This is a genomic window from Paenibacillus sp. UNC496MF, from assembly GCF_900113915.1.
GTDB classification, from domain to species: domain Bacteria; phylum Bacillota; class Bacilli; order Paenibacillales; family Paenibacillaceae; genus Paenibacillus_Z; species Paenibacillus_Z artemisiicola.
The window spans coordinates 460,622-483,940 of sequence record NZ_FORE01000005.1; the positions used below are offsets into that span (position 1 = coordinate 460,622).

24 protein-coding genes and 1 riboswitch are annotated in these 23,319 nt (G+C 63.8%); of the genes, 1 reads left to right on the plus strand and 23 read right to left on the minus strand.

From position 1 onward, the window contains the following. Nucleotides 1-20: 20 nt before the first annotated feature. From BMZ79_RS07050 to ald, 19 genes are all read right to left on the minus strand, one after another. Nucleotides 21-1,277 (minus strand): bifunctional 3,4-dihydroxy-2-butanone-4-phosphate synthase/GTP cyclohydrolase II, encoded by a 1,257-nt coding sequence (locus BMZ79_RS07050; RefSeq protein WP_090637968.1) that lies wholly within the window; start codon nt 1,275-1,277, stop codon nt 21-23. Between the two features lie 45 nt (nt 1,278-1,322). Then, nucleotides 1,323-1,997, minus strand: coding sequence for a riboflavin synthase (gene ribE, locus BMZ79_RS07055; RefSeq protein WP_090637970.1), 675 nt, complete (start codon nt 1,995-1,997; stop codon nt 1,323-1,325). Between the two features lie 52 nt (nt 1,998-2,049). Then, on the minus strand, nt 2,050-3,186 hold the full coding sequence (gene ribD, locus BMZ79_RS07060) for a bifunctional diaminohydroxyphosphoribosylaminopyrimidine deaminase/5-amino-6-(5-phosphoribosylamino)uracil reductase RibD (protein ID WP_090637973.1): 1,137 nt from the start codon (nt 3,184-3,186) through the stop codon (nt 2,050-2,052). A 152-nt stretch (nt 3,187-3,338) separates the two neighbouring features. Further along, a riboswitch (FMN riboswitch) is annotated at nt 3,339-3,545 on the minus strand. Nucleotides 3,546-3,693: 148 nt separating this feature from the next. Beyond that, nucleotides 3,694-4,125, minus strand: coding sequence for a peptidylprolyl isomerase (locus tag BMZ79_RS07065; protein ID WP_090637975.1), 432 nt, complete (start codon nt 4,123-4,125; stop codon nt 3,694-3,696). 25 nt (nt 4,126-4,150) lie between these two features. Further along, nucleotides 4,151-5,479, minus strand: a complete 1,329-nt coding sequence (gene lysA, locus BMZ79_RS07070; protein ID WP_090637978.1) for a diaminopimelate decarboxylase — start codon at nt 5,477-5,479, stop codon at nt 4,151-4,153. A gap of 151 nt (nt 5,480-5,630) precedes the next feature. Further along, nucleotides 5,631-7,655 carry a spore germination protein gene (locus BMZ79_RS07075; protein ID WP_256252590.1) on the minus strand — a complete coding sequence of 675 codons (2,025 nt, stop codon included), beginning with the start codon at nt 7,653-7,655 and terminating at the stop codon, nt 5,631-5,633. A 48-nt stretch (nt 7,656-7,703) separates the two neighbouring features. Continuing rightward, entirely contained in the window at nt 7,704-8,144 is a 441-nt protein-coding gene (locus BMZ79_RS07080) for a stage V sporulation protein AB (RefSeq protein WP_090637981.1), read from the minus strand. Continuing rightward, a complete protein-coding gene (locus tag BMZ79_RS07085; RefSeq protein ID WP_090637983.1) occupies nt 8,137-8,820 on the minus strand; it encodes a stage V sporulation protein AA in 684 nt (227 codons plus the stop codon). The genes BMZ79_RS07080 and BMZ79_RS07085 overlap by 8 nt, the downstream gene beginning before the upstream one ends. A 139-nt stretch (nt 8,821-8,959) precedes the next feature. After that, entirely contained in the window at nt 8,960-9,715 is a 756-nt protein-coding gene (gene sigF / locus BMZ79_RS07090) for an RNA polymerase sporulation sigma factor SigF (RefSeq protein WP_090637986.1), read from the minus strand. 20 nt (nt 9,716-9,735) lie between these two features. Then, nucleotides 9,736-10,182, minus strand: a complete 447-nt coding sequence (gene spoIIAB, locus BMZ79_RS07095) for an anti-sigma F factor (protein ID WP_090637988.1) — start codon at nt 10,180-10,182, stop codon at nt 9,736-9,738. After that, nucleotides 10,179-10,532, minus strand: a complete 354-nt coding sequence (gene spoIIAA / locus BMZ79_RS07100) for an anti-sigma F factor antagonist (protein WP_090637991.1) — start codon at nt 10,530-10,532, stop codon at nt 10,179-10,181. Before spoIIAA ends, spoIIAB begins: the two co-directional genes overlap by 4 nt. A 202-nt stretch (nt 10,533-10,734) precedes the next feature. Next, nucleotides 10,735-11,919, minus strand: coding sequence for a D-alanyl-D-alanine carboxypeptidase family protein (locus tag BMZ79_RS07105; RefSeq protein ID WP_090637993.1), 1,185 nt, complete (start codon nt 11,917-11,919; stop codon nt 10,735-10,737). 169 nt (nt 11,920-12,088) lie between these two features. Next, the gene (locus tag BMZ79_RS07110) at nt 12,089-13,417 is read right to left on the minus strand and encodes a pyrimidine-nucleoside phosphorylase (protein ID WP_090637996.1); all 1,329 of its coding nucleotides are present in this window, start codon (nt 13,415-13,417) and stop codon (nt 12,089-12,091) included. 49 nt (nt 13,418-13,466) lie between these two features. Further along, nucleotides 13,467-13,643 (minus strand): aspartyl-phosphate phosphatase Spo0E family protein, encoded by a 177-nt coding sequence (locus BMZ79_RS07115; RefSeq protein WP_143088901.1) that lies wholly within the window; start codon nt 13,641-13,643, stop codon nt 13,467-13,469. Between the two features lie 119 nt (nt 13,644-13,762). Then, on the minus strand, nt 13,763-14,581 hold the full coding sequence (locus BMZ79_RS07120; RefSeq protein ID WP_090638000.1) for a purine-nucleoside phosphorylase: 819 nt from the start codon (nt 14,579-14,581) through the stop codon (nt 13,763-13,765). Between the two features lie 77 nt (nt 14,582-14,658). Then, nucleotides 14,659-15,834 (minus strand): phosphopentomutase, encoded by a 1,176-nt coding sequence (locus BMZ79_RS07125; RefSeq protein WP_090638002.1) that lies wholly within the window; start codon nt 15,832-15,834, stop codon nt 14,659-14,661. A gap of 123 nt (nt 15,835-15,957) precedes the next feature. Next, nucleotides 15,958-16,857, minus strand: coding sequence for a tyrosine recombinase (locus BMZ79_RS07130; protein ID WP_090638005.1), 900 nt, complete (start codon nt 16,855-16,857; stop codon nt 15,958-15,960). A 115-nt stretch (nt 16,858-16,972) separates the two neighbouring features. Beyond that, on the minus strand, nt 16,973-17,209 hold the full coding sequence (locus tag BMZ79_RS07135) for a DUF4227 family protein (RefSeq protein WP_090638007.1): 237 nt from the start codon (nt 17,207-17,209) through the stop codon (nt 16,973-16,975). 200 nt (nt 17,210-17,409) lie between these two features. Beyond that, nucleotides 17,410-18,552: an alanine dehydrogenase gene (ald, locus tag BMZ79_RS07140; protein ID WP_090638010.1), complete on the minus strand. Its 1,143-nt coding sequence runs from the start codon at nt 18,550-18,552 to the stop codon at nt 17,410-17,412. Nucleotides 18,553-18,769: 217 nt separating this feature from the next. On the opposite strand from ald, the gene BMZ79_RS07145 reads away from it, so the two are divergent. Further along, entirely contained in the window at nt 18,770-20,047 is a 1,278-nt protein-coding gene (locus tag BMZ79_RS07145) for a S8 family peptidase (protein WP_256252612.1), read from the plus strand. A gap of 64 nt (nt 20,048-20,111) precedes the next feature. Here the strand turns inward: BMZ79_RS07145 and BMZ79_RS07150 are convergent, their stop codons facing one another. From BMZ79_RS07150 to BMZ79_RS07165, 4 genes are all read right to left on the minus strand, one after another. Further along, the gene (locus BMZ79_RS07150) at nt 20,112-20,579 is read right to left on the minus strand and encodes a ferric iron uptake transcriptional regulator (RefSeq protein ID WP_090638015.1); all 468 of its coding nucleotides are present in this window, start codon (nt 20,577-20,579) and stop codon (nt 20,112-20,114) included. 91 nt (nt 20,580-20,670) lie between these two features. Continuing rightward, a complete protein-coding gene (spoIIM, locus tag BMZ79_RS07155; RefSeq protein ID WP_090638017.1) occupies nt 20,671-21,324 on the minus strand; it encodes a stage II sporulation protein M in 654 nt (217 codons plus the stop codon). Between the two features lie 108 nt (nt 21,325-21,432). After that, a complete protein-coding gene (locus BMZ79_RS07160; RefSeq protein WP_143088902.1) occupies nt 21,433-22,665 on the minus strand; it encodes an endonuclease Q family protein in 1,233 nt (410 codons plus the stop codon). Next, a complete protein-coding gene (locus tag BMZ79_RS07165) occupies nt 22,665-23,222 on the minus strand; it encodes an NUDIX domain-containing protein (protein WP_177222056.1) in 558 nt (185 codons plus the stop codon). Before BMZ79_RS07165 ends, BMZ79_RS07160 begins: the two co-directional genes overlap by 1 nt. Nucleotides 23,223-23,319: the final 97 nt, after the last annotated feature.

The window sequence follows — 23,319 nt, forward strand, 5'->3', positions numbered from 1 at the left end:
TTAGACCGCTATGGGCCATGTTATCGGTTATTCGGGATATCGTCAAATTTGAGCAGGTGCCCAAGCTTGTCTTTCTTCGTGTGCAGGTACTGGTCGTTATCTTCGTTGGCGTCCATTTGGATCGGCACGCGCTCGACGACCTCGAGGCCGTAGCCTTCGAGCCCGCGGATTTTGCGCGGATTGTTCGTCAGCAGCCGCATTTGGCGGACGCCGAGGTCCTTCAGGATTTGCGCGCCGATGCCGTAGTCGCGGAGATCCGGCGCGAAGCCCAATTTAATATTCGCGTCGACGGTGTCCAACCCCTGCTCCTGCAGCTGGTACGCCTTCAATTTGTTGATCAGGCCGATGCCGCGGCCTTCCTGGCGCATGTAGAGCAGCACGCCATTGCCGGCTTCGTCGATCTGCCGCAGCGCCGCCTCGAGCTGCGGACCGCAGTCGCAGCGGTGGGAATGGAACACGTCGCCGGTGAGGCATTCGGAGTGGACGCGCACGAGCGTCGGTTGGGTCGAATCGATCTCTCCCTTGACGAGCGCCACGTGTTCCTTGTTGTCGACCTCGTTCGTGTAGGCGATCGCCCGGAACACGCCGTAATCGGTCGGCATCTTCACGTCGACGGCCCGCACGACCAGGTTCTCCTTCTCGTTGCGGTAATGGATCAGCGACTCGATGGAAATCAGCTTCAGGCCGTGCTTCTCCTTGAATTCGATCAAATCCGGCAGGCGCGCCATGGAGCCGTCTTCCTTAATGATCTCGCAGATGACGCCCGCGGGTTCCGCGCCGCACATCCGCGCCAAGTCGATGGCCGCTTCCGTATGGCCGGCGCGGCGAAGGACGCCGCCCTTCTTCGCGATCAGCGGGAAAATGTGGCCCGGCCGGCGGAAGTCGTGCGCCTTCGTCTTCGGATCGATCAGCGCCTTCACGCTGAGCGACCGCTCGTAGGCGGAGATGCCCGTCGACGTCGTCACGTGGTCGACCGACACGGTGAACGCGGTGCCGTGGTAATCGGTGTTGCGCTGCACCATCGGCGGAAGGTCGAGCTCCTCGGCGCGCTCCTGCGTGATCGGCACGCACACGAGCCCGCGCGCTTCGGTAATCATGAAATTGATGACCTCCGGCGTCGCCTTGCTCGCCAGCGCGATCAGGTCGCCTTCGTTCTCCCGGTCTTCGTCGTCGACGACGATGATCGGTTTGCCAAGCATGAGATCGTATATGGCCTCTTCGATGCCGTCGAAAACGGGCTTGTCGTCCGGCAGGTTTCTTGCTCCCAGATTGCTCATCGCGATCCGCTCCTTTGGCAGGCGGCTTGCCTGCCTTTGTATGGGTTAGAAAAATCCGTTCTCCGCCAGAAACGCGGCAGTGATGCCGCCGCCGCCGTCCGGCTTGTCTTCCTTGGCCTCGTCCCCGCCTTTGTAATGAAGCAGGTGGTCGACGTACTTGCCGAGGACGTCGCATTCCACGTTGATGACGCCTCCCGCGCCCTTATGCTGCAAGGCCGTCTCCTTCAAGGTGTGGGGAATGATGGAGACCGCGAAGCTGTTCCGGTCGGCCGTCGCCACCGTCAGGCTGATGCCGTCGATCGTGACCGAGCCCTGCGGAATGACGTAGCGCATCAGCTTCTCGTCGTGCGGCCGGATCGTGAACACGACCGCGTTGGCGTCGCTGCCGCGCGCGACGATGTCGGCGGTGCCGTCGACGTGGCCCTGCACGATGTGGCCGCCGAACCGGCCGCCCGCCATCATCGCCCGTTCGAGATTCAGCGGTTCGCCGGGCCGAATGTCCTTCAGGTTGGAATGGCGGTACGTCTGCGGCATGACGTCGACCGTGAACGAACGGCTGTCGAACGCCGTGACGGTCAGGCAGACGCCGTTGACCGAAATGCTGTCGCCGAGGGCGACGTCCTTCAGAATGCGGTTCGCCTCGACGACGAGCAGCAGCGCCTCGCCCTGCTTGAACGACCGCTTCAGCGTGCCGATTTCTTCGATAAGTCCGGTAAACACGTGGTTTCTCCTCCTCTCCTCCGCGCGTCTGCGCAGCGGCTCGTCAGGACCGCTATTCGGCTCCGCCGGCGCGGTCGCCCGTCCCGTATTCGGGATAGCCGCTCACGAAGATATCGGCGCCGATCCGTTCGACCTGCACGTCGCGGAACGGAATCGCCTGCGCCATCTTCTCGAAGCCTTCGAACTGGAACACGCCCGGCGCGCCGGAGCCGCCGATGACCTTCGGCGCCACGAACAGCAGCAGCTTGTCGATCAGCCCGAGCTCGAGCATGGCGCCGTTCAGCTTGCCGCCGCCCTCGAGCAGAATCGAGCCGATCTCGCGTTCGCCGAGCTTGCGCATGGCGAGCGCGAGGTCGACGCGATCGCCGTCCCCGCAATCGATGACCTCGGCCCCGGCCGCCTTCAGGGCGGCTCGTTTGCCGGGATCCGCGCCTGCGACCGTCAGCACGATGACCGGCGCTATCATCTCCTGCAGCATGCGGGCTTCGAGCGGCAGGCGCAGCTTGGAGTCGACGACGATGCGGACGGGGTGCACCGCGGGCACGGACAGGCGGGTCGACAGCTCGGGATCGTCGACGATCGCCGTCTCGGCGCCGACCATGATGCCCATGTGCCGATGGCGCAACGTGTGCGTCATCTCCCTGGCCCGCGGCCCGCTGACGTAGCGGCTGTCGCCGCTCTTCGCGGCGAGCTTGCCGTCCAGCGTCATCGCGGACTTCATCGTGACGAACGGCAGCCGCGTGACGATGAACTTGTTGAACATTTCGTTCATCCGAAGCGATTCTTCCTCCAGCAGGCCGACCTCGACGGCGATGCCCGCTTCCCGGAGGCGGGAGAGCCCGCGGCCGGCGACCTGCGGGTTCGGATCCGTGCAGGCGACGACGACGCGCGCCACCTTCGCTTCGATGAGCCGTTCGCAGCACGGCGGCGTCCGGCCGTGATGGCTGCACGGCTCCAGCGTGACGTAAGCCGTCGCGCCTTCCGCCTGTTCGCCCGCCATGCGCAGCGCGTGCACCTCCGCGTGGCCTTCGCCGCGCCGCAAATGGGCGCCGAGCCCGACGATGCGGCCTTCCCGGACGATCACGCAGCCGACGACGGGATTGATTTCCGTCTGCCCCTGCGCCTTGGATGCCATATCGAGCGCGAGCCGCATGTAGGACTCGTCGTTCAGAACATCGATTGTTGACATAATAAAAATCACCCCTCGGCCAAATATCGCCAACGGGGTGATGAGAGAGTATGCGAAAAAGGACGCGTCTGAAGACACATTCAAACAAACTCGGCAACCTTGTGAAAAAAAGAACAAGGTCGGCAAGACATGAAAAAATGGAATTCACGAGCCCTCTCCTTCTCCCATCCAGACTATACTGTCGGTCCCGGATTCGCACCAGGTCCACCGTCAAGCAGCCATGCATGCCCTGGAGGGACCTGCACGTTTGCGAGCCGGGTCACGGACTGACAAAGGAGAACAGCCGCCTATCGCATAAGCGGAACTGCGGCCCTTTGATCACCGCCGGTTGGGAATTTCACCCTGCCCCGAAGGATTGTCGTAAATACGTTTGTGCAAATGGTACCACTTCGGACTTCAAAATGCAACCTGTTTTGTAGGCTTAATGTCGAACCCGGTCCTTTCGGTCCGCGAGGCCCATAAAAAAAGCAGCGCGCGGATGGATTCCGCGCGCTGCCGGGTGCAAGCTCACACTTCCACAATTTCGACTTTCTCCATGCGGTCGCGGCCTTGGAACGCGTCGACGTGCTCCATGCCTTTCGCGACTTTGCCGAACACCGTGTGCTCGCCGTCCAGATGCGGCTGCGGCTGGTACACGATGTAGAACTGGCTGCCGCCCGTGTTGCGTCCCGCGTGCGCCATGGCCAAGGCGCCGCGCTCGTGCTTGTTCGGGTTGATCTCGCAGTCGATCGTGTAGCCCGGGCCGCCGGTGCCGTTGCCGTTCGGGCAGCCGCCTTGCGCGACGAAGCCCGGGATGACGCGGTGGAACGTCAGGCCGTTGTAGAAGCCTTCGTTCGCCAGCTTCTCGAAGTTCGCGACCGTGTTCGGGGCGTCCTTCTCGAACAGATCCAGATAGACCTCGGCGCCGTTCGCCAAAGTGATTTTCGCTTGTTTTGCCATTGTTGGTGGCCTCCTGTCGAAACTGTTATTTCACTGCCGAAGTTTGCAAACGCGCCGGAATGACGTCGTTGCCGATGATGTCGTCGAGCGATTCGCGCTTGACGGCGACGTCCGCGGCTCCGTCTTTCACGAACACGACGGCAGGACGGCGAATGCGGTTGTAATTGCTCGCCATGGCATAATTGTACGCGCCCGTGCAGAATACGGCAAGCAAGTCCCCGTTATTCGCCTTCGGCAGCTCCAGGTCGATGATCAGTTTATCGCCGCTCTCGCAGCATTTGCCCGCGACCGTGACGGTCTCTTCGAGCGGATCGCTCGCCCGGTTGGCCAAGACCGCCTCGTACTTGGACTCGTACAGCGCCGGACGCGGGTTGTCCGTCATGCCGCCGTCCACCGCGATGTACTTGCGCACGCCCGGGATGTCTTTGCTTGTCCCGACGGTGTACAGCGTCGTGCCGGCGTCTCCGACCATGCTGCGGCCCGGCTCGACCCAAATTTCCGGCAGCGGGTAGTTCGCCGCGGAGAAGTTGGTCTTGATGGCGTCCGTGATCGCCTTGACGTACTGCGCGATCGGCAGCGGCGTGTCGCCTTCCACGTAGCGGATGCCGAAGCCGCCGCCGAGGTTGATGACGCGGAACGTCACGTCCAGCTCGTTCTTGACCTGCATGGCGAAGCCCGCCACTTTGGCCGCCGCCATCGAGAAGCCTTCGACTTCGAAGATTTGCGAGCCGATGTGGGAGTGGACGCCGAGCAGCTCCAGGTTCGGCTGGGCGATCGCTTCTTGAATCGCTTTATACGCCGTGCCGTTGCCGAGGTCGAAGCCGAACTTCGAGTCGGTTTGACCGGTGGAAATGTAATCGTGCGTGTGCGCCTCGACGCCCGGCGTGATGCGCAGCAGGATGTTGACGCGCTTGCCTTTGTCCGCCGCGAGGGCGTTCAGCAGGTACAGCTCGTTGAAGTTGTCGACCACGAAGCAGCCGATGTTGGCGTCGAGCGCCATGTTGATCTCGTCCGGCGTCTTGTTGTTGCCGTGGAAGTGGATGCGCGCCGCCGGGAAGCCGGCTTTCAGCGCCGTGTACAGCTCGCCGTCGGAGACGACGTCGAGCGACAGCCCTTCCTGCTCCGCGATGGAGCACATGGCCATGACGCTGAACGCTTTGCTCGCGTACGCGACTTGGAACTTCAGGCCCGAGGCGCGGAAGGATTCCACGTATTCGCGGGCTCTCTGGCGCACGAGCGCCTCATCTACGATGTAAAGCGGCGTGCCGAACTGCTTGGCAAGCTCCGTCGTGTCGACGCCGCCGATTTCCAAATGGCCTTGTCCATTAATTGTGCTGGTTCCATGTAAGTACATTGATTGATTCCCCTCCGCCTTCTGCATAAAAAATGCCCAATCGTGAGATTTGCATCATTTAGCATCAGTATAACGCATTCGCTCCACCGCCGAAATGGATAATTCCACATTTCATTTGCATTTTTAACTTGGGGCGGGAGCGGAAGGGCCGTCAGTTCGGCATCTTGTCCCGCTGCTGCGCCTTCAGGTAGTTGGGGCGCTTGCGGTTTTGCAGGACGGGCACCCGGAGCAGGATGCCCAGCATGCCTTTGGCGTCGAACGGGACGAGCGGCCACATGTACGGCCGGTTGAACGACCGCTGCATGCACAGCATGACGAAGAAGAACGTCGTCGCGACCACGAAGCCCGGCACCTCGAACAGGGCGACCGCGATGATGAGCACGAGCCGGATGATCCGGTTGGCCAGGCCGAGCTCGTAGCTCGGGGTCGCGAACATGCCGATGGCCGAGATGGCCATGTACAGCACGACCTCGTTCACGAACAGGCCGGTCTTGACGGCGATGTCGCCGATCAGGATGGCGGCGATCAAGGACATCGCGGTCGCGAGCGGAGTCGGGGTATGGATGGCCGCCATCCGCATGAGGTCGACCCCGACCTCGGCCAGGATGAACTGCGCGACCATCGGCAGGTGCCCGGCTTGCTGAGCGCCGATGAAGCCGAGCCCGGGCGGCTTGAGTTCCGGCCGCAGCGTGAACAGGAACCAGAGCGGCAGCAGGAAGAGCGACGCGATGACGCCGAAGAAGCGGACCCAGCGCAAATACGTGCCGATGAACGGCGTCTGGCGGTTTTCCTCGGCATGCTGCAGCAGGTCGAAGAACGTCGTCGGCAAAATCATGACGCTGGGCGTCGTGTCGACGAAGATGGCGATGTTCCCTTCCATCAGGTGCACCGCGACGGTATCGGGCCGCTCCGAATAGCGGACGAGCGGGAACGGGTTCCAGCCTCGCTGCACGGTCGCCTCCTCTAGCTGCTTGTCCGCGAGCGGCAGGCCGTCGACCTTGACCTGCTTGATCTTGTCCTTCATCGACTCCAGCATTTCCTTGTCGACGATGTCGTCGATGTAGGCGATGCAGATGTCCGTCTGCGTGCGCTCGCCGACCCGCAAGATCTCGTAGCGCAGCTGCTTGTCCCGCAGCCTCCGGCGCACGAGCGTCACGTTGACGAGCATCGTCTCCACGAACCCGTCGCGCGCGCCGCGCACGACCCGCTCCAGCGTCGGCTCCTCCGGGTTGCGGGACGGGAATGCCTTGGCGTCGATCAGCAGCACCTTGTCGTCGCCTTCCACGAACATCGCGGTGCCGCCGGAGAGGACGTCCGTCATCATGTTGTCCCAGTCCTGCTCCTCGACCACCTGGATCGCCGGCACGTAGAGCCGGAAGAAGTCGTGGAACGACGCGGCGCGGTAATCCTCCGCCTGGAGGTAGGTCAGCCGCTTGAGCACTTCGGTCAGGATCGTGTCCTTCGCGAACCCGTTGAAGAAGAAGAACGCGACCCGCCGATCCCCGAACGTCATCTCGCGCAGGACGATGTCGAAGCTCGTCTTGTAGCCGACCTCTTCTTCGAGCTTCCGCTTGAAGCCGTCGAGCGAAGCCGGAATCGGGACGGGGTCCTTCTTCGCGTCCGTTTCCTTCGCTCCCTTCGCTTCGCGTCCGGGCTTCCGGTGCGCCGCGATCGGCTCTCCGGGGGGCTCGCCGGCGAGCTCGCCCGCGTCCGGGCGCTCCGCGACCCGCCGTACGGGGAGCGACTCTTCCGCATTCTCCTGCGCTGCGACCCGCTGTCCGGAAACCTCGTCCGCATCCATGGAACTCGCCGACCGCGGCGTTTCGTCCGGCTCGTCCTCCGCGAACCATTCGCCTTGATGGTCCGCTCTGCGCAGTCCCCCCTCCGCCTTCACCGCGGCGTCCGCCCGCCCGATCGGCGCATCCGAGCCGGGCTTGTCATGCTCCGGAGCCCGCTCCGCCTTCCGCGGCGGCGCTTCCTCGCGGTCCCGGCCGCCGCCAGCGGCAATGGCCGCGCGATCGGCCGGGACCGCCGCGCGATCGGCCGGGACCGCTCCGGCGCCATGCTCCTTCGGCTCGTCGCCGAAGCCGTTCCCGTCGTCGTGCCAGAACACGTGAACCGGCTTTTTGAATTCGGTCGTTCCCGTCTCTCTATCGCCATGCCCGTTATCGCGCATCGCTACCGCCCTTCTTTCTTCTCGTCGATTTTCGCCCTTCGCCTTGCCCTAGGGATCCATGTATTGAAAGACCAGCCAGTCGAACAGCGAGCCCGTCACCTTGCCGATCACCATGGCGTAGACGAGGCTGACCAGGTACCGGCTCAGCCGGACGCGCTTGGCCAGAATGGGCAGCACGTTCATGACCTCGGTCAGCGCCGCGCCGAGCATGCCGACGAAGATGCCGTCGAACGTGCCGATGACGATCAAGGTCGGATGCTTCGGCAGCCACAGCCGCCACTCCAGAAAATCGGCCAGCGACCAGAATAGCGCGCCGAACACGACGGCCGTCTCGAACCAGATGGACTTGCGGTACGCAAAGGCCAGCTGCGCCAGCCGCGGGATGATGTCGAGCACGATGAGCAGCGCCGCCAGCGCGCTGCCGACGCCGAGCCCCCCGGCAAAGCCCAGCACCGCCACGAACGAATTCGCCGCGAGGCCGCTAACCATCGTCGACCCCGGCCTTCGGCCGCTTCGGCCGCTTCCGCCTTGTCTCTTCCTCGCCCGGCTCGCTCTTGCGGCGCATCTCGTCGGCGATGACGTAGGCGTTGACGTTCTCTTCGTACATGTACAGCTCCACCTCGAGCGGGTTGGGCTCCTCGTTGAACCTCTTGCGGAATAGATGGTTGAAGAAGACGAGCATGCCGACGCCGATGCCTAGGGAATACGGCACCTGGAACCAGAGCGGATGGTCGGTCTTCTTGCCCGTGACGAGCTCCGTGATCCGTTCGTGGACGTCCTTCATGCTCACGTCGGTATGGAAGTTCATGATCGCGAGCCCGGACCCGAAGAAGAGCAGCAGCCACGTGACGATCAGCACGGACTTCCGCGGCTCGCGCGGCGCGTCGGCGATGATGACCAGCACCTGCGGGTCGCCGTACGCGTCCACGACGGCGCCGGGCGCCTCCTCGCGGATCGCGCGCACGATCTGGAGCAGGTCGATTACGACGCGGTTGCCGTCCTTCAGCGAATGGCGGTGCAGCACGAGCCGCTCCAGCCTTGCCTCCAGCTCCGGGTCGCTCGCGAAGAGGCGCGAGGCGTGTCCCAGCGTGACGACGCCCTCCGGACGGATGCCGATCCGCTTGCGCAGGCGCAAGTATACGCTCGGCGCCATATCGTAGCTCATCGCGCACACCTCCTTGTCGTCATGATCTCCCTTAGTATGAGAATAACGGGCATGAAAATAATCGCAGGTTTGGCTGCGAATATAAAAAAGCCGGCCGTCCCGGATGGGACGGCCGGCTTCTCGCGCCGGACCGCGCCGCTCACTGCGCGATCTGGTCGCGGATGAGCTGCAATATTTTTTTCTCCAGCCGGGACACCTGCACCTGCGAGATGCCGAGGCGCGCGGCGACCTCCGACTGCGTCTGGTCGCGGTAGTAGCGGAGGAAGACGATGAGGCGCTCGCGCTCCGACAAGCCGCCGATCGCTTCGTTCAGCGCGAGCTTGTCGAACCAACGCTCCTGCGAATCGTCGGCGATCTGGTCCATCAGCGTGATGGGATCGCCGTCGTTCTCGAACACCGTCTCGTGAATGGAAGTCGGCGGCTTGTTCGCTTCCTGCGCGAAGACGACGTCCTCGGGCGTGATGCCGAGCCGCTCGGCGACCTCCTTGATCGTCGGCAGACGGCCCAGCACCTTCGACAGCTCGTCCTTCGTCTTGCGCACCTTGTTGGCCGTTTCCTTCAGGGAGCGGCTGACCTTCAGCGTGCCGTCGTCGCGGAGGAAGCGCTGGATTTCGCCGATGATCATCGGCACCGCATAGGTGGAGAACTTGACCTCGTACGAGAGATCGAACTTATCGACCGACTTCAGCAGGCCGATGCAGCCGATCTGGAACAAGTCTTCCGGCTCGTAGCCGCGGCCCATGAAACGCTGCACGACGGACCAGACGAGCCGGATATTGCACTGCACCAGCGTGTCGCGCGCCAGCGAATCTCCCGCCTGGCTCAGCGCGATCAGCCGCTTGACCTCGGAATCATCCAGGTATGGCTGCGCCGTTTGTTTCATATCGACATCCATGCGGTCCAACCCCTATGCCCCTAATTGAAGAGCGCTTTTTTCGATTCGATGCGCTTCGTCATCGCGATGGCGGTGCCTTGTCCCGGTTCGCTCGACACGTCGAAGCCGTCCATGAAGTTCTCCATGATCGTGAAGCCCATGCCCGACCGTTCCATCTCCGGCTTGGAGGTATACAGCGGCTGGCGGGCCAGGTCGACGTCCTCGATGCCGCGTCCCTTGTCCTTCACGATGAGCCGCACGACGTCGCCTTCGATGGCGCCTTCGATCGTCACCATGCCGGCGGGATTGCCGTCGTAGCCGTGGATGATCGCGTTCGTCACCGCTTCGGAGATCGCCGTCTTCAAATCGTTGAGCTCGTCGAGCGTCGGATCCAGCTGCGACACGAACGCCGCCACGGCGACCCGGGCGAACGCCTCGTTTTCCGAACGGGCGGAAAAGGTAAGTGTCATCTCGTTTCTCTCGTTCATGAAACGACCTCCAGACTACTGAGCGCAAGCCGCTCGTTATCGTGAATCGGCAATATTTTGAACAAGCCCGACAGCTCGAACAGCCGGTAGACGCCCGTATTCACGTCGCAAACGACCATTTTGCCGCCCCTGGCCTTCAGCTGCTTGTAGCGGCCGAGAATGACGCCGAGGCCGGAGCTGTCCATGAACTGGAGCTCCTTCAGGCTCAGAATCACATGGTCGCTGTTGCCGCGAAGAATCGCTTCCTCCATCTTGAACCGGACGACGTCGGCGGTATGATGATCCAGCTCGCCGCGCAGCCTGACGATTAGCACGTTTCGGTAATGCTCCAATTCCACCTGCAAGCTCATCCTCATGTTCACTCCTCGCGTTGAATTTGGGGAGCACGAGCCGGTCCCGGACCTGCCTGGGCGGCCGGCGCCGGGTTCGCGTTGAATGGAGGATTCTACGCCGCGTCCGCCGTTTCCTGCCCCGCGACAAAACTAGAAGCAGAGCGCTAAAGGCAGACAAAATGCGAGCGGCGCAGGCGGATTTTGCTTATCGGGCGGCGAATTAGCCGAACAGGCTGCCCATGGAGCGCTTGAACAGCGTCCACCAGCCCGCGCGTTCGACGGAAGACGGGGCGTCGACGGCGAATTCCGTCAGCACCTGGTCGCCTTGGTACACGATCAGCTTGCCGATCGGCTGATTGACCGTGACCGGCGCCTTCAGCGGCTGCAGCTTCAGCTCGTAGCGGATATCCTTGACGGTGGTGCCCTTCTTCAGCAGCACGCTGTAGGAGTGCTTCGCCGTGAGCTGCAGCTCCGGCCGCATGCCCTTCTCGACCTTCACGGTGCCCATCGGGTCGCCCTTCTTGAAGATCGTATGGTTCATGTACTGCGCGAACGAATAATCGAGCATCTGCGACACTTCCGCGTTGCGCGTCTTCGTGTTCGGCTCGCCCATGACGACGGCGATGACGCGCAGGTTGTCCCGGTGCGCCGTGGCCGTCAGGCAGAACTTCGCTTCGTTCGTGAAGCCGGTCTTCAGCCCGTCCGCGCCCGTATAGAAGCGCACCAGCTTGTTCGTGTTGACGAGCCAAAACGGCTTGTCGCTCGTCTTGCGCAGGTAATCCTGGTACACGCCCGTGTATTTCGTGATTTCGCTATGCTTCAGCAGCTCGCGCGACATGACGGCGATGTCGTGAGCGGACGAATAGTGCTCCGCCGCCGGAAGCCCGTTGCAGTTGGCGAAGTGGGTGTTCTTCAGCCCCAGCTCCGCCGCGCGCTTGTTCATCATGTCGACGAACGCCGACTCCGTGCCCGCGATCTTCTCCGCCATGGCGACCGACGCGTCGTTGCCCGACGCCATCGCGATGCCCTTCAGCATCTCGTCGACGGTCATCTGCTCGCCCGGCTCCAGGAAAATTTGGGAGCCGCCCATCGAAGCGGCGTATTCGCTCGTCGGCACTTTGTCGGTCAGCTTGATGCGCCCTTCGTCGAGCGCCTCCATGATCAGCAGCATCGTCATGACCTTGGTGATGCTGGCCGGCGGCAGCTTGGCGTGGCTGTTCTTCTCGTATACGATGGTGCCGCTGTCGGCGTCCATGAGAATGGCAGAACGCGCGGAAGGCGCCAGGTCGGCCGCTCCCGCGCCTTGCGGTGCCGTTTTTTCTTCGGCCATGGCCGATACGGGTACAGAAAGCGCCAAAATCATCGTCAACGCCAGGATGACGAAAGGTTTCACGTTGTTTTTCATCGAAGTTCTCCTCCTGAGTGATGCCCGCGGCATAGCTAGACCGCTAAAACGGCTAAAATCTCATTCCTAGTGTGCACCGATTAGGGGTAAAATATTCCAGCCGCCCGGGCAAAAAAAGAAAGGCATCCGACCGAAATCGGATGCCTTTCCCCTAGAAATCACGAACGCGCTAGAAGCGCGTCACGCCTTGCTCCGTCACGATCGAGAGCAGCAGCGGGGACGGCTGCGCCGGCTCTTCGCCGATCGCGTACGCGTCCTGCACGCGGCGCAGCACCGCCTGCGCCGCGTCGCCGTCCTCGCGCGCGTGCAGCAGCGCGATCGTCTCGCCTTCGCGGACTTCCTCGCCGACCTTCCGCTGCAGCGTGATGCCGACCGCGTGGTCGATGACGGAATCCTTCGTCGCCCGCCCGGCGCCGAGCAGCATGGCCGCGAGGCCGAGCTCCTCCGCCTGAATGGCGTGGACGTGGCCGCTCTTCGGCGCCGGCACTTCGACGAGCACGGGCGCCTGCGGAAGCAGCGCGGGATCGTCGCCGACGGCGGGATCGCCGCCCTGCGCCGCGACGAATGCCTTGAACTTCGCGAGCGCCTCGCCCGAACGCAGCTTCTCGCGGAGCGCCGCCTTCGCTTCCTTCAGATCGGCCGCCCGGCCGCCGAGCACGACCATATGCGACGCGAGCGCGATGCACAGCTCGGTGAGATCGTCCGGACCGCGGCCGTGAAGCGTCTGGATCGCCTCCCGGACCTCCAGCGCGTTGCCGATGGCGAAGCCGAGCGGCTGGTCCATGTCGCTGATCAGCGCGGCCGTCCGGCGCCCGACCTGCGTGCCGATCTCGACCATCGCCTTCGCGAGCCGCTCGGAATCGTCCAGCGTCTTCATGAAGGCGCCGCTGCCGGTCTTCACGTCCAGCACGATGGCGTCGGCGCCGGCCGCGATTTTCTTGCTCATGACGGAGCTCGCGATGAGCGGGATCGATTCCACCGTCGCGGTGACGTCCCGCAGCGCGTACAGCTTCTTGTCGGCCGGGGCGAGATCGCCGCTCTGGCCGATGATCGCGACGCCGATGCCGTTGACCTGCGCGATGAAATCCTCGCGCGCGAGCTCCGTGCGGAACCCTGGCATCGATTCCATCTTGTCGATGGTGCCGCCGGTATGGCCGAGGCCCCGGCCGGACATTTTGGCGACGGGCACGCCGCAGGACGCGACGAGCGGACCGATGATCAAGCTCGTTTTGTCGCCGACGCCGCCGGTGCTGTGCTTGTCCACCTTGATGCCGCGGATGGGCGACAGGTCGACCCGATCGCCGGATTCGGCCATCGCCAGGGTCAGGAACGCGGTCTCCTCCGGATTCATGCCTTGAAAATAGACGGCCATCGCCCAGGCGGACATTTGATAGTCCGGAATTTCTCCGCGGCTGTAACCTTGTATAAGAAACGACAGTTCTTCGTTCGTTAACGACCCGCCGTTTCGCTTCTTGTGAATGATGTCGACCGCTCGCAAGCCTGATGACCTCCTATGCGTACTTCCCGGTCGCGACGTGAAGGCCCGTTCAGCCTTGAGCCGACTCCGGCGACCGGTTTTTCTCGCGCTGCGCTTTGACGATGAGCTGGTCGAGCGTCTGGCTGAGCAGCAGGACGTCGCGGTTCAGGAACGTTCCCTTTCCCATGGCGGCGCTTACCAGCTGACCGCGCAGACGCTCGAGTAAATGATAGCTTTGCTTGTCCATGAAAAAAATTCCCCGCTTTATGAAGGATGGTGGATTATTGATCACGGACATTATACGACGATCATCCGGTAAAGAATGTCACAATGAGTCGAGACCGATTGTTACAATTGTGTTACAAACTACACCGAAGGAATCAGTCCCGTCACGAGTCCAAGGAACCGGGTTTTCACGCGTTCCGTCGTTTCCATGACCTCGCCGTGGGACAGCGGCTGATCCAAAATACCCGACGCCATGTTGCTGATGCACGAAATTCCGAGCACTTCCATGCCGGAATGATTCGCCGCGATGACCTCCGCGACCGTCGACATGCCGACAGCATCCGCTCCGAGGACGCGCATCATGCGGATTTCCGCCGGCGTTTCGTAGGACGGGCCGAGCACGGCCAGGTAGACGCCTTCCCGGAGCGCGAAGCCCTGCTCCCGGGCGACGTTCGCCGCCAGCTCGCGCAGGCGCTTGCTGTACGGCTGCGACATGTCCGGGAACCGGACGCCGAGCTCGTTGTCGTTCGGGCCGACGAGCGGATTGCGCCCTTGGAAATTGATATGGTCCCCGATCAGCATGAGATCGCCCGGGCTGTAGCCCGTGTTCACGCCGCCGGCGGCGTTCGTGACGATCAGCTTGGACGCGCCGATCGCTTTCATGACGCGGACCGGGAAAGCCGTCAGCTCGGGACCGTAGCCTTCGTACATGTGGAACCGGCCGCGCATCAGCACGACGGGGCGCCCGGACAACGTGCCGATCATGAGCTCCCCGGCATGCCCTTCCACCGTCGACGCCGGGAAATGCGGAATGTCCTCGTACGGGATCACGACCGCGTTCTCGATATAGTCGCCCAGAATGCCCAGGCCCGAGCCCATAATCAGGCCGACCTCGGGCTTGAGCGAGATTTTCCCCAAAATATACCCTGCCGCTTCGCGGACTTGCGCTGCGTTCAACATCTCCCTGTTTCCTCCTTGGTTGATCATGCCTGGATCAGGCGCCTGCCGGTTGCCGCCCTATGCCCGGGCAGAGACCTTTACTTCAGTTCGCCGAGGAACGACGCGCCGTTCGGCGGCCGCTTCGCGCCGAAGTTGTCGGCGATCGTGGCCGCCACGTCGGCATAAGTGGCGCGCACGCCGAGCGAGCCGGGGCGCTTCAGCGCCGGACCGTAGACGAGCAGCGGCACGTATTCGCGGGTATGGTCGGTGCCCCGGTAGGTCGGATCGTTGCCGTGATCGGCCGTCACGATCACCAGGTCCCGCTCCCCGAGCCGCTTCTCCAGCTCCGGCACCGCCCGGTCGAACTCCTCGAGCGCGCCGGCGTAGCCCCGCGGGTCGCGCCGATGGCCGAACAGCGAGTCGAAGTCGACGAGGTTCGTGAACAGCAGGCCGCGGAACGGCTTGTCCAGCGCGTCCAGCGTCTTCGCGATGCCGTCCGCGTTGCTCTTCGTCGGCAGCGTCTCCGTGACGCCTTCGCCGCAGAAGATGTCGTTGATCTTCCCGACCGCGATCACGTCCAAGCCCTCGTCCTTCAGCGCGTTCAGCACGGTCGGCTCCGGCGGCTTCACGGCGTAATCGTGCCGGTTCGGCGTCCGCTTGAACGCGCCCGGCCCGCCGACGTACGGCCGCGCGATGACCCGGCCGACCGCGAAGCGCTCGTCCATCGTCAGCTCTCGCGCGATTTCGCAGGCCCGGTACAGCTCCTCGAGCGGAATCAAGTCTTCGTGCGCGGCGATTTGGAACACGCTGTCCGCGGACGTGTAGACGATCCACTTGCCCGTCTTCAGCTGCTCCTCGCCCAGCTCGTCGAGAATCTCCGTCCCGCTCGCGGACTTGTTGCCCAGCACGCCGCGGCCGGTCCGTTCCGCGAACGCGTCGATCAGCTCCGCCGGGAAGCCGTCCGCGAACGTCTGGAACGGCACCGTGATCTTCAGGCCGGCGATTTCCCAGTGGCCCGTCATCGTATCCTTGCCCGAGGACACCTCGGCCATCTTGCCGTAATAAGCCCCCGGTCCGCCTTCCGGCGTCCAATCGCCCAGCGCTTCGATGCGGTCCAGTCCCCAGCGCCGCAGCTGCGGCAGCTTCATCTCCGGCACCTCGCGCAAAATATGGCCCAGCGTATGGGCGCCGGCGTCGCCGAACGCCGGGGCGTCGGGCAGCTCGCCGATGCCGACGCTGTCGAGCACGATGACTGCAATTCGGTCAAAACGCATACGTTCACTCCGTTCTCGGTTCTCTTCCCGTGATGGGACGATAATGGCTAAGAAATGTTGCCTGCTTCGTTTTTCATGCCGATAGCCGAAAGCTTCAAATGCTTGCCAGCCGTCAACGGCCGGCTATGTATGCCGCCCCGCGCGCGGGTGGGCTTGACGGTACACGTCGTTGATCCGCGCCTTCGCGGGCTGCGCGTACTGCAGCGTCGCCTGAAGGCCGGCGTGGCCCATCATTTCCTGGACGGACCGGAGATCCGCCCCGTTCCGCAGCAGATGGGCCGCGAACGCCTGCCGCAGCGAATGCGGCGTCAGCTCCCGTTCGATGCCGGCGTCCCGCGCGGCCTGCTTCAGGACTTTCCACAAGCCCTGGCGCGTTATCCGGCCGCCCTGCAGGTTCAGGAAGAGGGCATGTCCGCCCGCCTTCGCGAGCTGGGGCCGCACCCGCTCCAAGTAGGCGGTCAGGGCGTCCGCCGCCGCGCCGCCGACCGGAATGATCCGCTCGCGGCCCCGCGCGTCGACGCAGCGGATGAAGCCGAGCTCGAGCCGCACGTGCTCGAGGTCGAGCGCGACCAGCTCGGACACGCGCATGCCCGTCGCGTACAGCAGCTCCATCATCGCCGCGTCGCGCATGCCCGCGTCGGAGGTCGCGTCCGGCGCGGCGAGCAGCCGCTCGATCTCCTCCGGCTCCAGCGCCTCCGCCTTCCGCTTGTCCGGCTTCGGCGCCTCCAGTCCGATCGCCGGATTCGACGGGATGCGCCCGCGGGCGACCAGCCCGTGAAAGAACGACCGGACGGCGACCATCTGCCGCGCGACGGTCGCCGCGGCCCGCCCCTGCTCCCGGAGCCGGTGAAAATAGAGGGACAGCTGATGCTTCTGCACGTCCTCCGCCCGGTCGACGCCTTCGCCTCGCAAATACGCCGTCATTTGAAGCAAATCCCGCTCATACGACTGGAGCGTCTGGGGCGACTTCGGGCGTTCGCCCTGCCGCAGCGCGTCGATAAAAGCTTTTACGTCTTCGTTCATGCCGCGTTCCTTTCCGGGACGTACGGCCGCAGCCGGTCCACATGACAACATTCCACGGCCGGCCGGCCATTTCCTGCAAACCGGCGCCGAATCTGTCGAAACCAAGGCGGACGGCCTACTCGCCGTACCAATAAAAAAGCCGCAGCCGCTCCGCGATGCTGCCGTTCTCCCCTTCCTGCAGATCCCCCGCCTTGAATACCTTCAGCGCGTGTCCCTGCGGCACGCGGTACGGATCGTCCGGCGCGATCCAGACCGCGATCAGCCGGCAGCCGCCGTACATCGTCACCGTGAACACGCCGAGCAGCAGCACGAACAGCAGCCGCCGCAGCCATCTGCGCACCGACACAACCATCGATCGCGTCCCCTTCCCATGCGAAAACGGACATGAGCCGCGGCCCGCTTCCCGGGGCCATGGTTGTCCTTTACATCACCATATGAGAAGAACGCCCCGTTCATGCCTAGGCGGACCGGGCGTTTGCCGGCGAAAGTCGCGCGAACCGCAAGGCGGGCGCTATGACGGGCGGAATGGCGGGCGGCGCTAGCGGCGGCGCTCTAGCTCAGCTTCTCGAAGCGGATGCTTTCGAGCAGCTGCTCCATGCTGACATAAGGCATGCCGACGGCTTCGGCGACCTGCGGATGCGTCACGCGGCCTTTGTACGTGTTGACGCCTTTGCGCAGCGGCTCGTTGTGCCGGACCGCTTCCTCGAGCCCTTTGCCGGCCAGCTCCAGCGCGTACGGCATCGTCGCGTTCGTAAGCGCGAGCGTCGACGTCCGCGGCACGGCGCCGGGCATGTTCGCGACGGCGTAATGCAGCACGCCGTGCTTCTCGTAGACGGGGTCCTTGTGCGTCGTCACCCGGTCGATCGTCGCGATCGTGCCGCCTTGGTCCACGGCCACGTCGACGATCACCGCGCCTTTCTTCATGCTCTTGACCATGTCCTCGGTGACGAGATGCGGCGCGCGGGCGCCCGGAATGAGCACGGCCCCGATCAGCAGGTCCGCCTTCTTCACCGCGCTGGCGATATTGTACGCGTTGGACATGAGCGTCCGGATGCGCCCGCCGAACACGTCGTCGATGTAGCGCATCCGCTCGGCGCTCCGTTCGAGAATGACGACGCTCGCGCCCATGCCGAGCGCGATCCGCGCGGCGTTCGTGCCGACGATGCCGCCGCCGAGAATGATGACTTCCGCGGGCGGGACGCCGGGCACGCCGCCGAGCAAAATGCCGCGGCCGCCGTAGAACGCCTCCAAAAACTGCGACCCGACCTGCACCGCCATGCGCCCGGCCACCTCGCTCATCGGCGTCAAGAGCGGCAGACTGCCGTTCGCCAGCTGAATCGTCTCGTACGCGACGCCAGACACGTTCTTGTCGACGAGCGCCTTCGTCAATTCCGGCGCGGCCGCCAGATGCAGGTAGGTGAAGAGCAGCAGGCCTTCCCGGAAGTAGCCGAACTCCTCCGGCAGCGGCTCCTTGACCTTCATGATCATCTCCGCCCGCGCCCAGACCTCCTTGGCGCCGTCGACGATCGTCGCCCCTTCGCCCTCGTACGCCTCGTCCGGAAAGCTGCTGCCCGCGCCGGCTCCGCTTTGAACGAGCACCTCGTGGCCGGCCGCCTTCAGCATCGCCGCCCCGGCCGGCGTAAGCGCGACGCGGTATTCGCTTGCTTTGATTTCTTTCGGCACGCCGATGATCATAACGCATCTCCCTCTCCTGTTTCCTTGCTTCATCATATACAGGCAGCGGACGGGTTGACAGTCCTCGCTGATACGATTTCCACGGCTGACATAAATTATGTACCCCGTAAGGCGAATGCCCAAGCCCCCGTGCGGACGCCTCCATACACTGCAGTAATGGCTTCGACACGCTTCGCCCATGTCGTCTATCGCAAAAGGAGGTACTGCCTTGCCCAAGGTGGAGAAGCTGCTGCTTAGCTGCTCGTCGGCCCGCTCGTCCGCCCATACGACGCGGAAGCTGATCGGCTTCAAGCGGCGCGGCCAATACGTGAGATGCATGAACCAACTGGCGAATTACGGCATAAAACCGATCAAAAGCATTCGGCGCGGCCGATTGATCGTCTGCTATCTCGACAATCGCCGTACCGACGAGCTCCATTCGCTCGCGGCCCATCCCGACGTCAAATTCATCGAGCCGGATTTCAAAGTCCGCGCGCACGGCATCGGTCCCGACACCAAAACGGGGAGCGGCCCCGTCCGGATCCGAAGCCGCCGCCCGGCGTCCCCGTACGTGAAACGCAAGCTCCGCGCGAAAAGCGCCAAAGCCGGCGTACGCTCGAACGATTCCGGCGGTTCGGCGCCCTGGAACGTCAAGCAGGTTCAGGCGCACGCGGTCTGGCCGTCGACGCGCGGAGGCGGCGTCGGCATCGGCATCATCGACACCGGCATCGGCAAAAACGCCGACCTGTACGTCTCCGGCGGCGTCAATACGATGGGCGGCAGCTCGTACGCGGACGACAACGGCCACGGCACGCACGTCGCCGGCATCGCGGCCGGACTCGGCAAGAACGGCTTGACCGGCGTCGCGCCCGGCGCCAAGCTGTACGCGGTCAAGGCGCTCGATGCGAACGGCGCCGGTTACATTTCGGACTTGATCAAGGGCATCGAATGGTGCATCAAAAAAAAAATCCCCATCATCAACATGAGCCTCGGACTCGAGGGCGAAACGAGCTCGGCCCTGAAGGAAGCGGTGGAACGCGCCCGGAAGAGCGGCATCATCGTCGTCGCCTCGGCCGGCAACAGCGGCCCCTCGAACAATAACGGCATCGACCAGCCCGCGCGGTACTCCGACGCGATCGCCGTCGCGGCCACCACGAAGAGCGGCCGGATCGCCGAGTTCAGCAGCCGCGGTTCCGGCATCGACGTGGCGGCTCCCGGCAGCTACATCAAATCGACGAAGCCGGGCGGCGGCAATGCCGTCATGTCCGGCACCAGCATGTCATGCCCGCATATCGCCGGCGGCGCGGCCCTGCTGAAGGCGCTCAATCCGAGCCTCACGCCGTACGGCGTCAAGAAGCGACTGCGCGCGTCCGCGAATAAGCTGTCCGGCTACGGCTCGAAAGCGCAGGGCTACGGCGTGGCCCAGCTGTCGGACGCCGCGGGCATCGAGCGCGAGGCCGAGTCGGCGCGGCATCGGAGCAAGGCGCGCGCGTCGGCCCGGCGCAAGAAGAAATAAGCGACAAAAAACTCCCTTTAACAGCGGAGCCCAGTCAGTGGACTGTGCACCCTGCGGAAGGGAGTTATTGTTGGTCCGGTTTGGCCAGATTGTTTTTCGCCCTGCAATTTTTGCATACCCCTTGAAAATCAAGCCGGTGGTCGACAACCGTAAAGCCGTATTCCTTCTCCAACCGTTCCTCGAGCGGCCCGAGCCAATCTTCCAATATTTCGCTCATCGTGCCGCATTGGACGCAGATGAGATGATGGTGATGATGTTTGTTGTTATCAGTCCGCAAGTCGTACCGCGCGACGCCGTCGCCGAAATTCAGCTTCTCCACGACGTGGAGCTCGCTGAGCAGCTCGAGCGTGCGGTAGACGGTGGCAAGCCCGATCTCGGGCGCTTTATCCTTAACGAGCATGAAGACGTCTTCGGCGCTCAGATGATCCTCTTCGTTCTCCAATAACACGCGAACGGTCGCTTCCCGCTGCGGAGTCAGCTTGTACCCCTGCGACTGCAGCTGCTGCTTGACTTTATCAATCCGGGATTCCATGGCTTTCCCCCTCGCAACATGACTTCGGCTGGAACCGGTGTGGGTTTCAGCTTTAATTATAGGTGCTTCTATCGAGGAAAGTCAATTTTTTTTAGAATGATTCCAATTCAGCGGGAAGCCCCGCCACGAGCGGCGCGGCCCAGCGCAGCAGGATCGGCGTCACGTACGATTCTACCAATGCCGCGGCGATCAGGAGAACGAGCATGACGGCGGCCGTCGCCGTATACGCAAGCAGCGGGCGGCCAAGCGGGCCGAACCGGCCGAAGAGGCGGCTCTTCGCGACGTGGACGGCGAACGTGACGGCGGAGACGCTGGCGATCAGGAAGGCCGGCACCGCGATCAGGTTGACCGGCGCCACCGACGCGAGCGAGAACGCGAGCCCCTTCCAGGCGAATTCCCGGACGAGCATGCCGATCGCGAAGCCGACGAGCACGCCTTTCAGGAAGTCCAGCGCGAGCACGAACGGCATGCCGACGACGGTCAGGCCGAGCACCCAGACGAGCAGCAGCCATTTGGCCTGAAACCAGGCCCGGTCCGCGAACGTTTCGCCGCCCTGCGCCATCGTGCCGTTCTGGATATGAAGAATGAATTGCCGGATATCGTCGGACAGGTCTTGCTGCTGGTCCAGCGTCAAGGCGTTGATCATCAGCGCCCCGAAGACGACGCCGACGACGAAGAGCACGAAGACGAAGACGTAAAGCGACAGCCGGTCCTTCACGGACGTCTGAAGCGCGGAAGTTCGCATGGCACACTCCTCCAACCAAGGTTGGTACAGTGTATGTCCAAGCATCCCCGCCTATGCCCGCCGCCGGACGGCGGCGGGACTTCAACAATCCGGCCCTCATCATCCGGTTCAGTCCGGCTGAACGACCTTGCCGTATCGGCCGCCGCCTCCCGCTTGCAGGCGGAGCCCGCCAAGACGCGCCGAGACGATCATGGCCGCCGCCTGCGCGCCCGCCGTCTCCGCGAGCTCGGCTTCGGGGGCGTCGTGGAGAATCGCCATCTCCGTGCCGAAGCGCGCCAGCAGCTTGTCCAGCGTCTTCCGGCCGATGCCGGGCACGAACTCGAGCGGCACTTGATAGACGTATTTCGGCCGGTCCTCCGGCACGACGGGCTCGACGCGCCCCGCCCGCTCCGCGAGCTCGAGGATCCGGTCCAGCACGCCCCGGACCTGCTTCGGGCTGCCGCATTGGGCGCAGCGCTCGCCGTCCCCGTCCGCTTCGGCGAGCGAACCGCAGTTCAGGCAGAAGGTCCGGTGATACTTGCCGAGCACGGGGTTGAGGCCGTAGTTGGCCGCGATTGCCCGGCCCTCTTCGCCGCGCAGGGCCATCGCGAGCTCGCGGAAGGACGGCACGGCGAGTCGCAGCTCGTTATATTCGCGGCCGATTTTGGCCAAGGAATGCGCGTCCGAGTTGGTCAGGAACGGATAGCGGTCCAGGTCCGGCACGTAGCCCGCCATCCGCGTATCCGAGCTCAGGCCGAGCTCGACGGCGTCGACGAGGCCGGGATCGAGCGTGTCGGCCAACCGGCCGGAGCAGCTGCCGAACAAGCTCTTGTGCGGCGTGAACACATGCGCGGGCACGAATAAGCCGCCCCTTCCCTTCGCTTCCGCCTGCAGCTCGCGGCTCGGCGCGTACAGCCGCTGCGAGCTGAGCCGGACGTTGCGCATATGCTTCGCGAGCCATCCCGTGAAACCCCGCATCGCGGCGAGATCCGGCAGGAAGACGAGATGATGCGCGGGGCCGAAGCCGGCGTCCCGCACTTCGATTTCGGCGCCGAGCAGGATGACCGTGTCCCGATAGCGGATGCCGCCGCCCTCGGCCTCCGTCATCTCGCCGCGGTCCAGCAGCGCCTCGATGTCCTCCTGCACGCCCGGCGACTGGCAGTCGATGACGCCGAGCAGGGAGATGCCTTTGCGGACGGCCGCTTCGTGCGCGATGTTCCGGAACGTCAAGTCGCGGCTGCCGCTGATTTTGACCGGCTCCCCCCGCTCGGTCCGCCCGATGTGCAGATGCAGGTCGGCGAACACCCGCCGCAGCGGAGCCGGACTTTCGGCGCGGGCGGCGGTATCCGCTTGCCCGTTCATTAAATCTCTCCCGTCAGCCGGTACACTTGCCAGGCGTACACCGCAAGCACCGTCTTGGCGTCGCTGATGCGCTCTTCCCGGATATATTGCTGCGCCTGCTCGAACGTGATCGCCTCCACGGCCAGAAACTCATCCTCGTCGGGGGCGCTTTCGCCCTTGACGAGATCCTCGGCAAGATACACGTACAGCTTCTCGTCGGCAAAGCCCGGCGACGTGTAAAACGCGCTCAGCGGACGCAGCTTGCCCGCCTTATAGCCCGTCTCCTCCTCCAGCTCGCGCGCCGCGGCCGCCATCGGATCCTCCCCGGCGTCCAGCTTGCCCGCCGGAATCTCGATCTGGAATTTCTCCATCGGCTTGCGGTATTGCTCCACGACGAGCATTTTGTCGCCGATCAGCGCCAGAACCGCCGCGGCCCCGGGATGGCGGACGATTTCGCGCGTCGCCGTGCCGCCGTTCGGCAGCTGAATCGTATCCACTTGCAGCGAGATGATTTTCCCCTGAAAAATCGGCTCGGTCTTCACCGTGACTTCCCGGTATGGCTCGGTCTTCTCCAGCATGGTCGCTTCTCTCCTCGCGAATCGGTTGGTGGGCATAACTTGTCCGCCCCCCGCATACCCTCTATCAAACGGAACATTCGGTCGAAACGCGCGATCG

Coding starts and splice junctions, on each gene's coding strand:
- BMZ79_RS07050 (WP_090637968.1), bottom strand. CDS start 1,277: ATGAGCAATCTGGGAGCAAGAAACCTGCCGGACGACAAGCCCGTTTTC.
- ribD (WP_090637973.1), bottom strand. CDS start 3,186: ATGTCAACAATCGATGTTCTGAACGACGAGTCCTACATGCGGCTCGCG.
- BMZ79_RS07065 (WP_090637975.1), bottom strand. CDS start 4,125: ATGGCAAAACAAGCGAAAATCACTTTGGCGAACGGCGCCGAGGTCTAT.
- lysA (WP_090637978.1), bottom strand. CDS start 5,479: ATGTACTTACATGGAACCAGCACAATTAATGGACAAGGCCATTTGGAA.
- BMZ79_RS07075 (WP_256252590.1), bottom strand. CDS start 7,655: ATGCGCGATAACGGGCATGGCGATAGAGAGACGGGAACGACCGAATTC.
- BMZ79_RS07080 (WP_090637981.1), bottom strand. CDS start 8,144: ATGGTTAGCGGCCTCGCGGCGAATTCGTTCGTGGCGGTGCTGGGCTTT.
- BMZ79_RS07085 (WP_090637983.1), bottom strand. CDS start 8,820: ATGAGCTACGATATGGCGCCGAGCGTATACTTGCGCCTGCGCAAGCGG.
- sigF (WP_090637986.1), bottom strand. CDS start 9,715: ATGGATGTCGATATGAAACAAACGGCGCAGCCATACCTGGATGATTCC.
- spoIIAB (WP_090637988.1), bottom strand. CDS start 10,182: ATGAACGAGAGAAACGAGATGACACTTACCTTTTCCGCCCGTTCGGAA.
- spoIIAA (WP_090637991.1), bottom strand. CDS start 10,532: ATGAGCTTGCAGGTGGAATTGGAGCATTACCGAAACGTGCTAATCGTC.
- BMZ79_RS07105 (WP_090637993.1), bottom strand. CDS start 11,919: ATGAAAAACAACGTGAAACCTTTCGTCATCCTGGCGTTGACGATGATT.
- BMZ79_RS07115 (WP_143088901.1), bottom strand. CDS start 13,643: ATGGACAAGCAAAGCTATCATTTACTCGAGCGTCTGCGCGGTCAGCTG.
- BMZ79_RS07120 (WP_090638000.1), bottom strand. CDS start 14,581: ATGTTGAACGCAGCGCAAGTCCGCGAAGCGGCAGGGTATATTTTGGGG.
- BMZ79_RS07125 (WP_090638002.1), bottom strand. CDS start 15,834: ATGCGTTTTGACCGAATTGCAGTCATCGTGCTCGACAGCGTCGGCATC.
- BMZ79_RS07130 (WP_090638005.1), bottom strand. CDS start 16,857: ATGAACGAAGACGTAAAAGCTTTTATCGACGCGCTGCGGCAGGGCGAA.
- BMZ79_RS07135 (WP_090638007.1), bottom strand. CDS start 17,209: ATGGTTGTGTCGGTGCGCAGATGGCTGCGGCGGCTGCTGTTCGTGCTG.
- ald (WP_090638010.1), bottom strand. CDS start 18,552: ATGATCATCGGCGTGCCGAAAGAAATCAAAGCAAGCGAATACCGCGTC.
- BMZ79_RS07150 (WP_090638015.1), bottom strand. CDS start 20,579: ATGGAATCCCGGATTGATAAAGTCAAGCAGCAGCTGCAGTCGCAGGGG.
- spoIIM (WP_090638017.1), bottom strand. CDS start 21,324: ATGCGAACTTCCGCGCTTCAGACGTCCGTGAAGGACCGGCTGTCGCTT.
- BMZ79_RS07160 (WP_143088902.1), bottom strand. CDS start 22,665: ATGAACGGGCAAGCGGATACCGCCGCCCGCGCCGAAAGTCCGGCTCCG.
- BMZ79_RS07165 (WP_177222056.1), bottom strand. CDS start 23,222: ATGCTGGAGAAGACCGAGCCATACCGGGAAGTCACGGTGAAGACCGAG.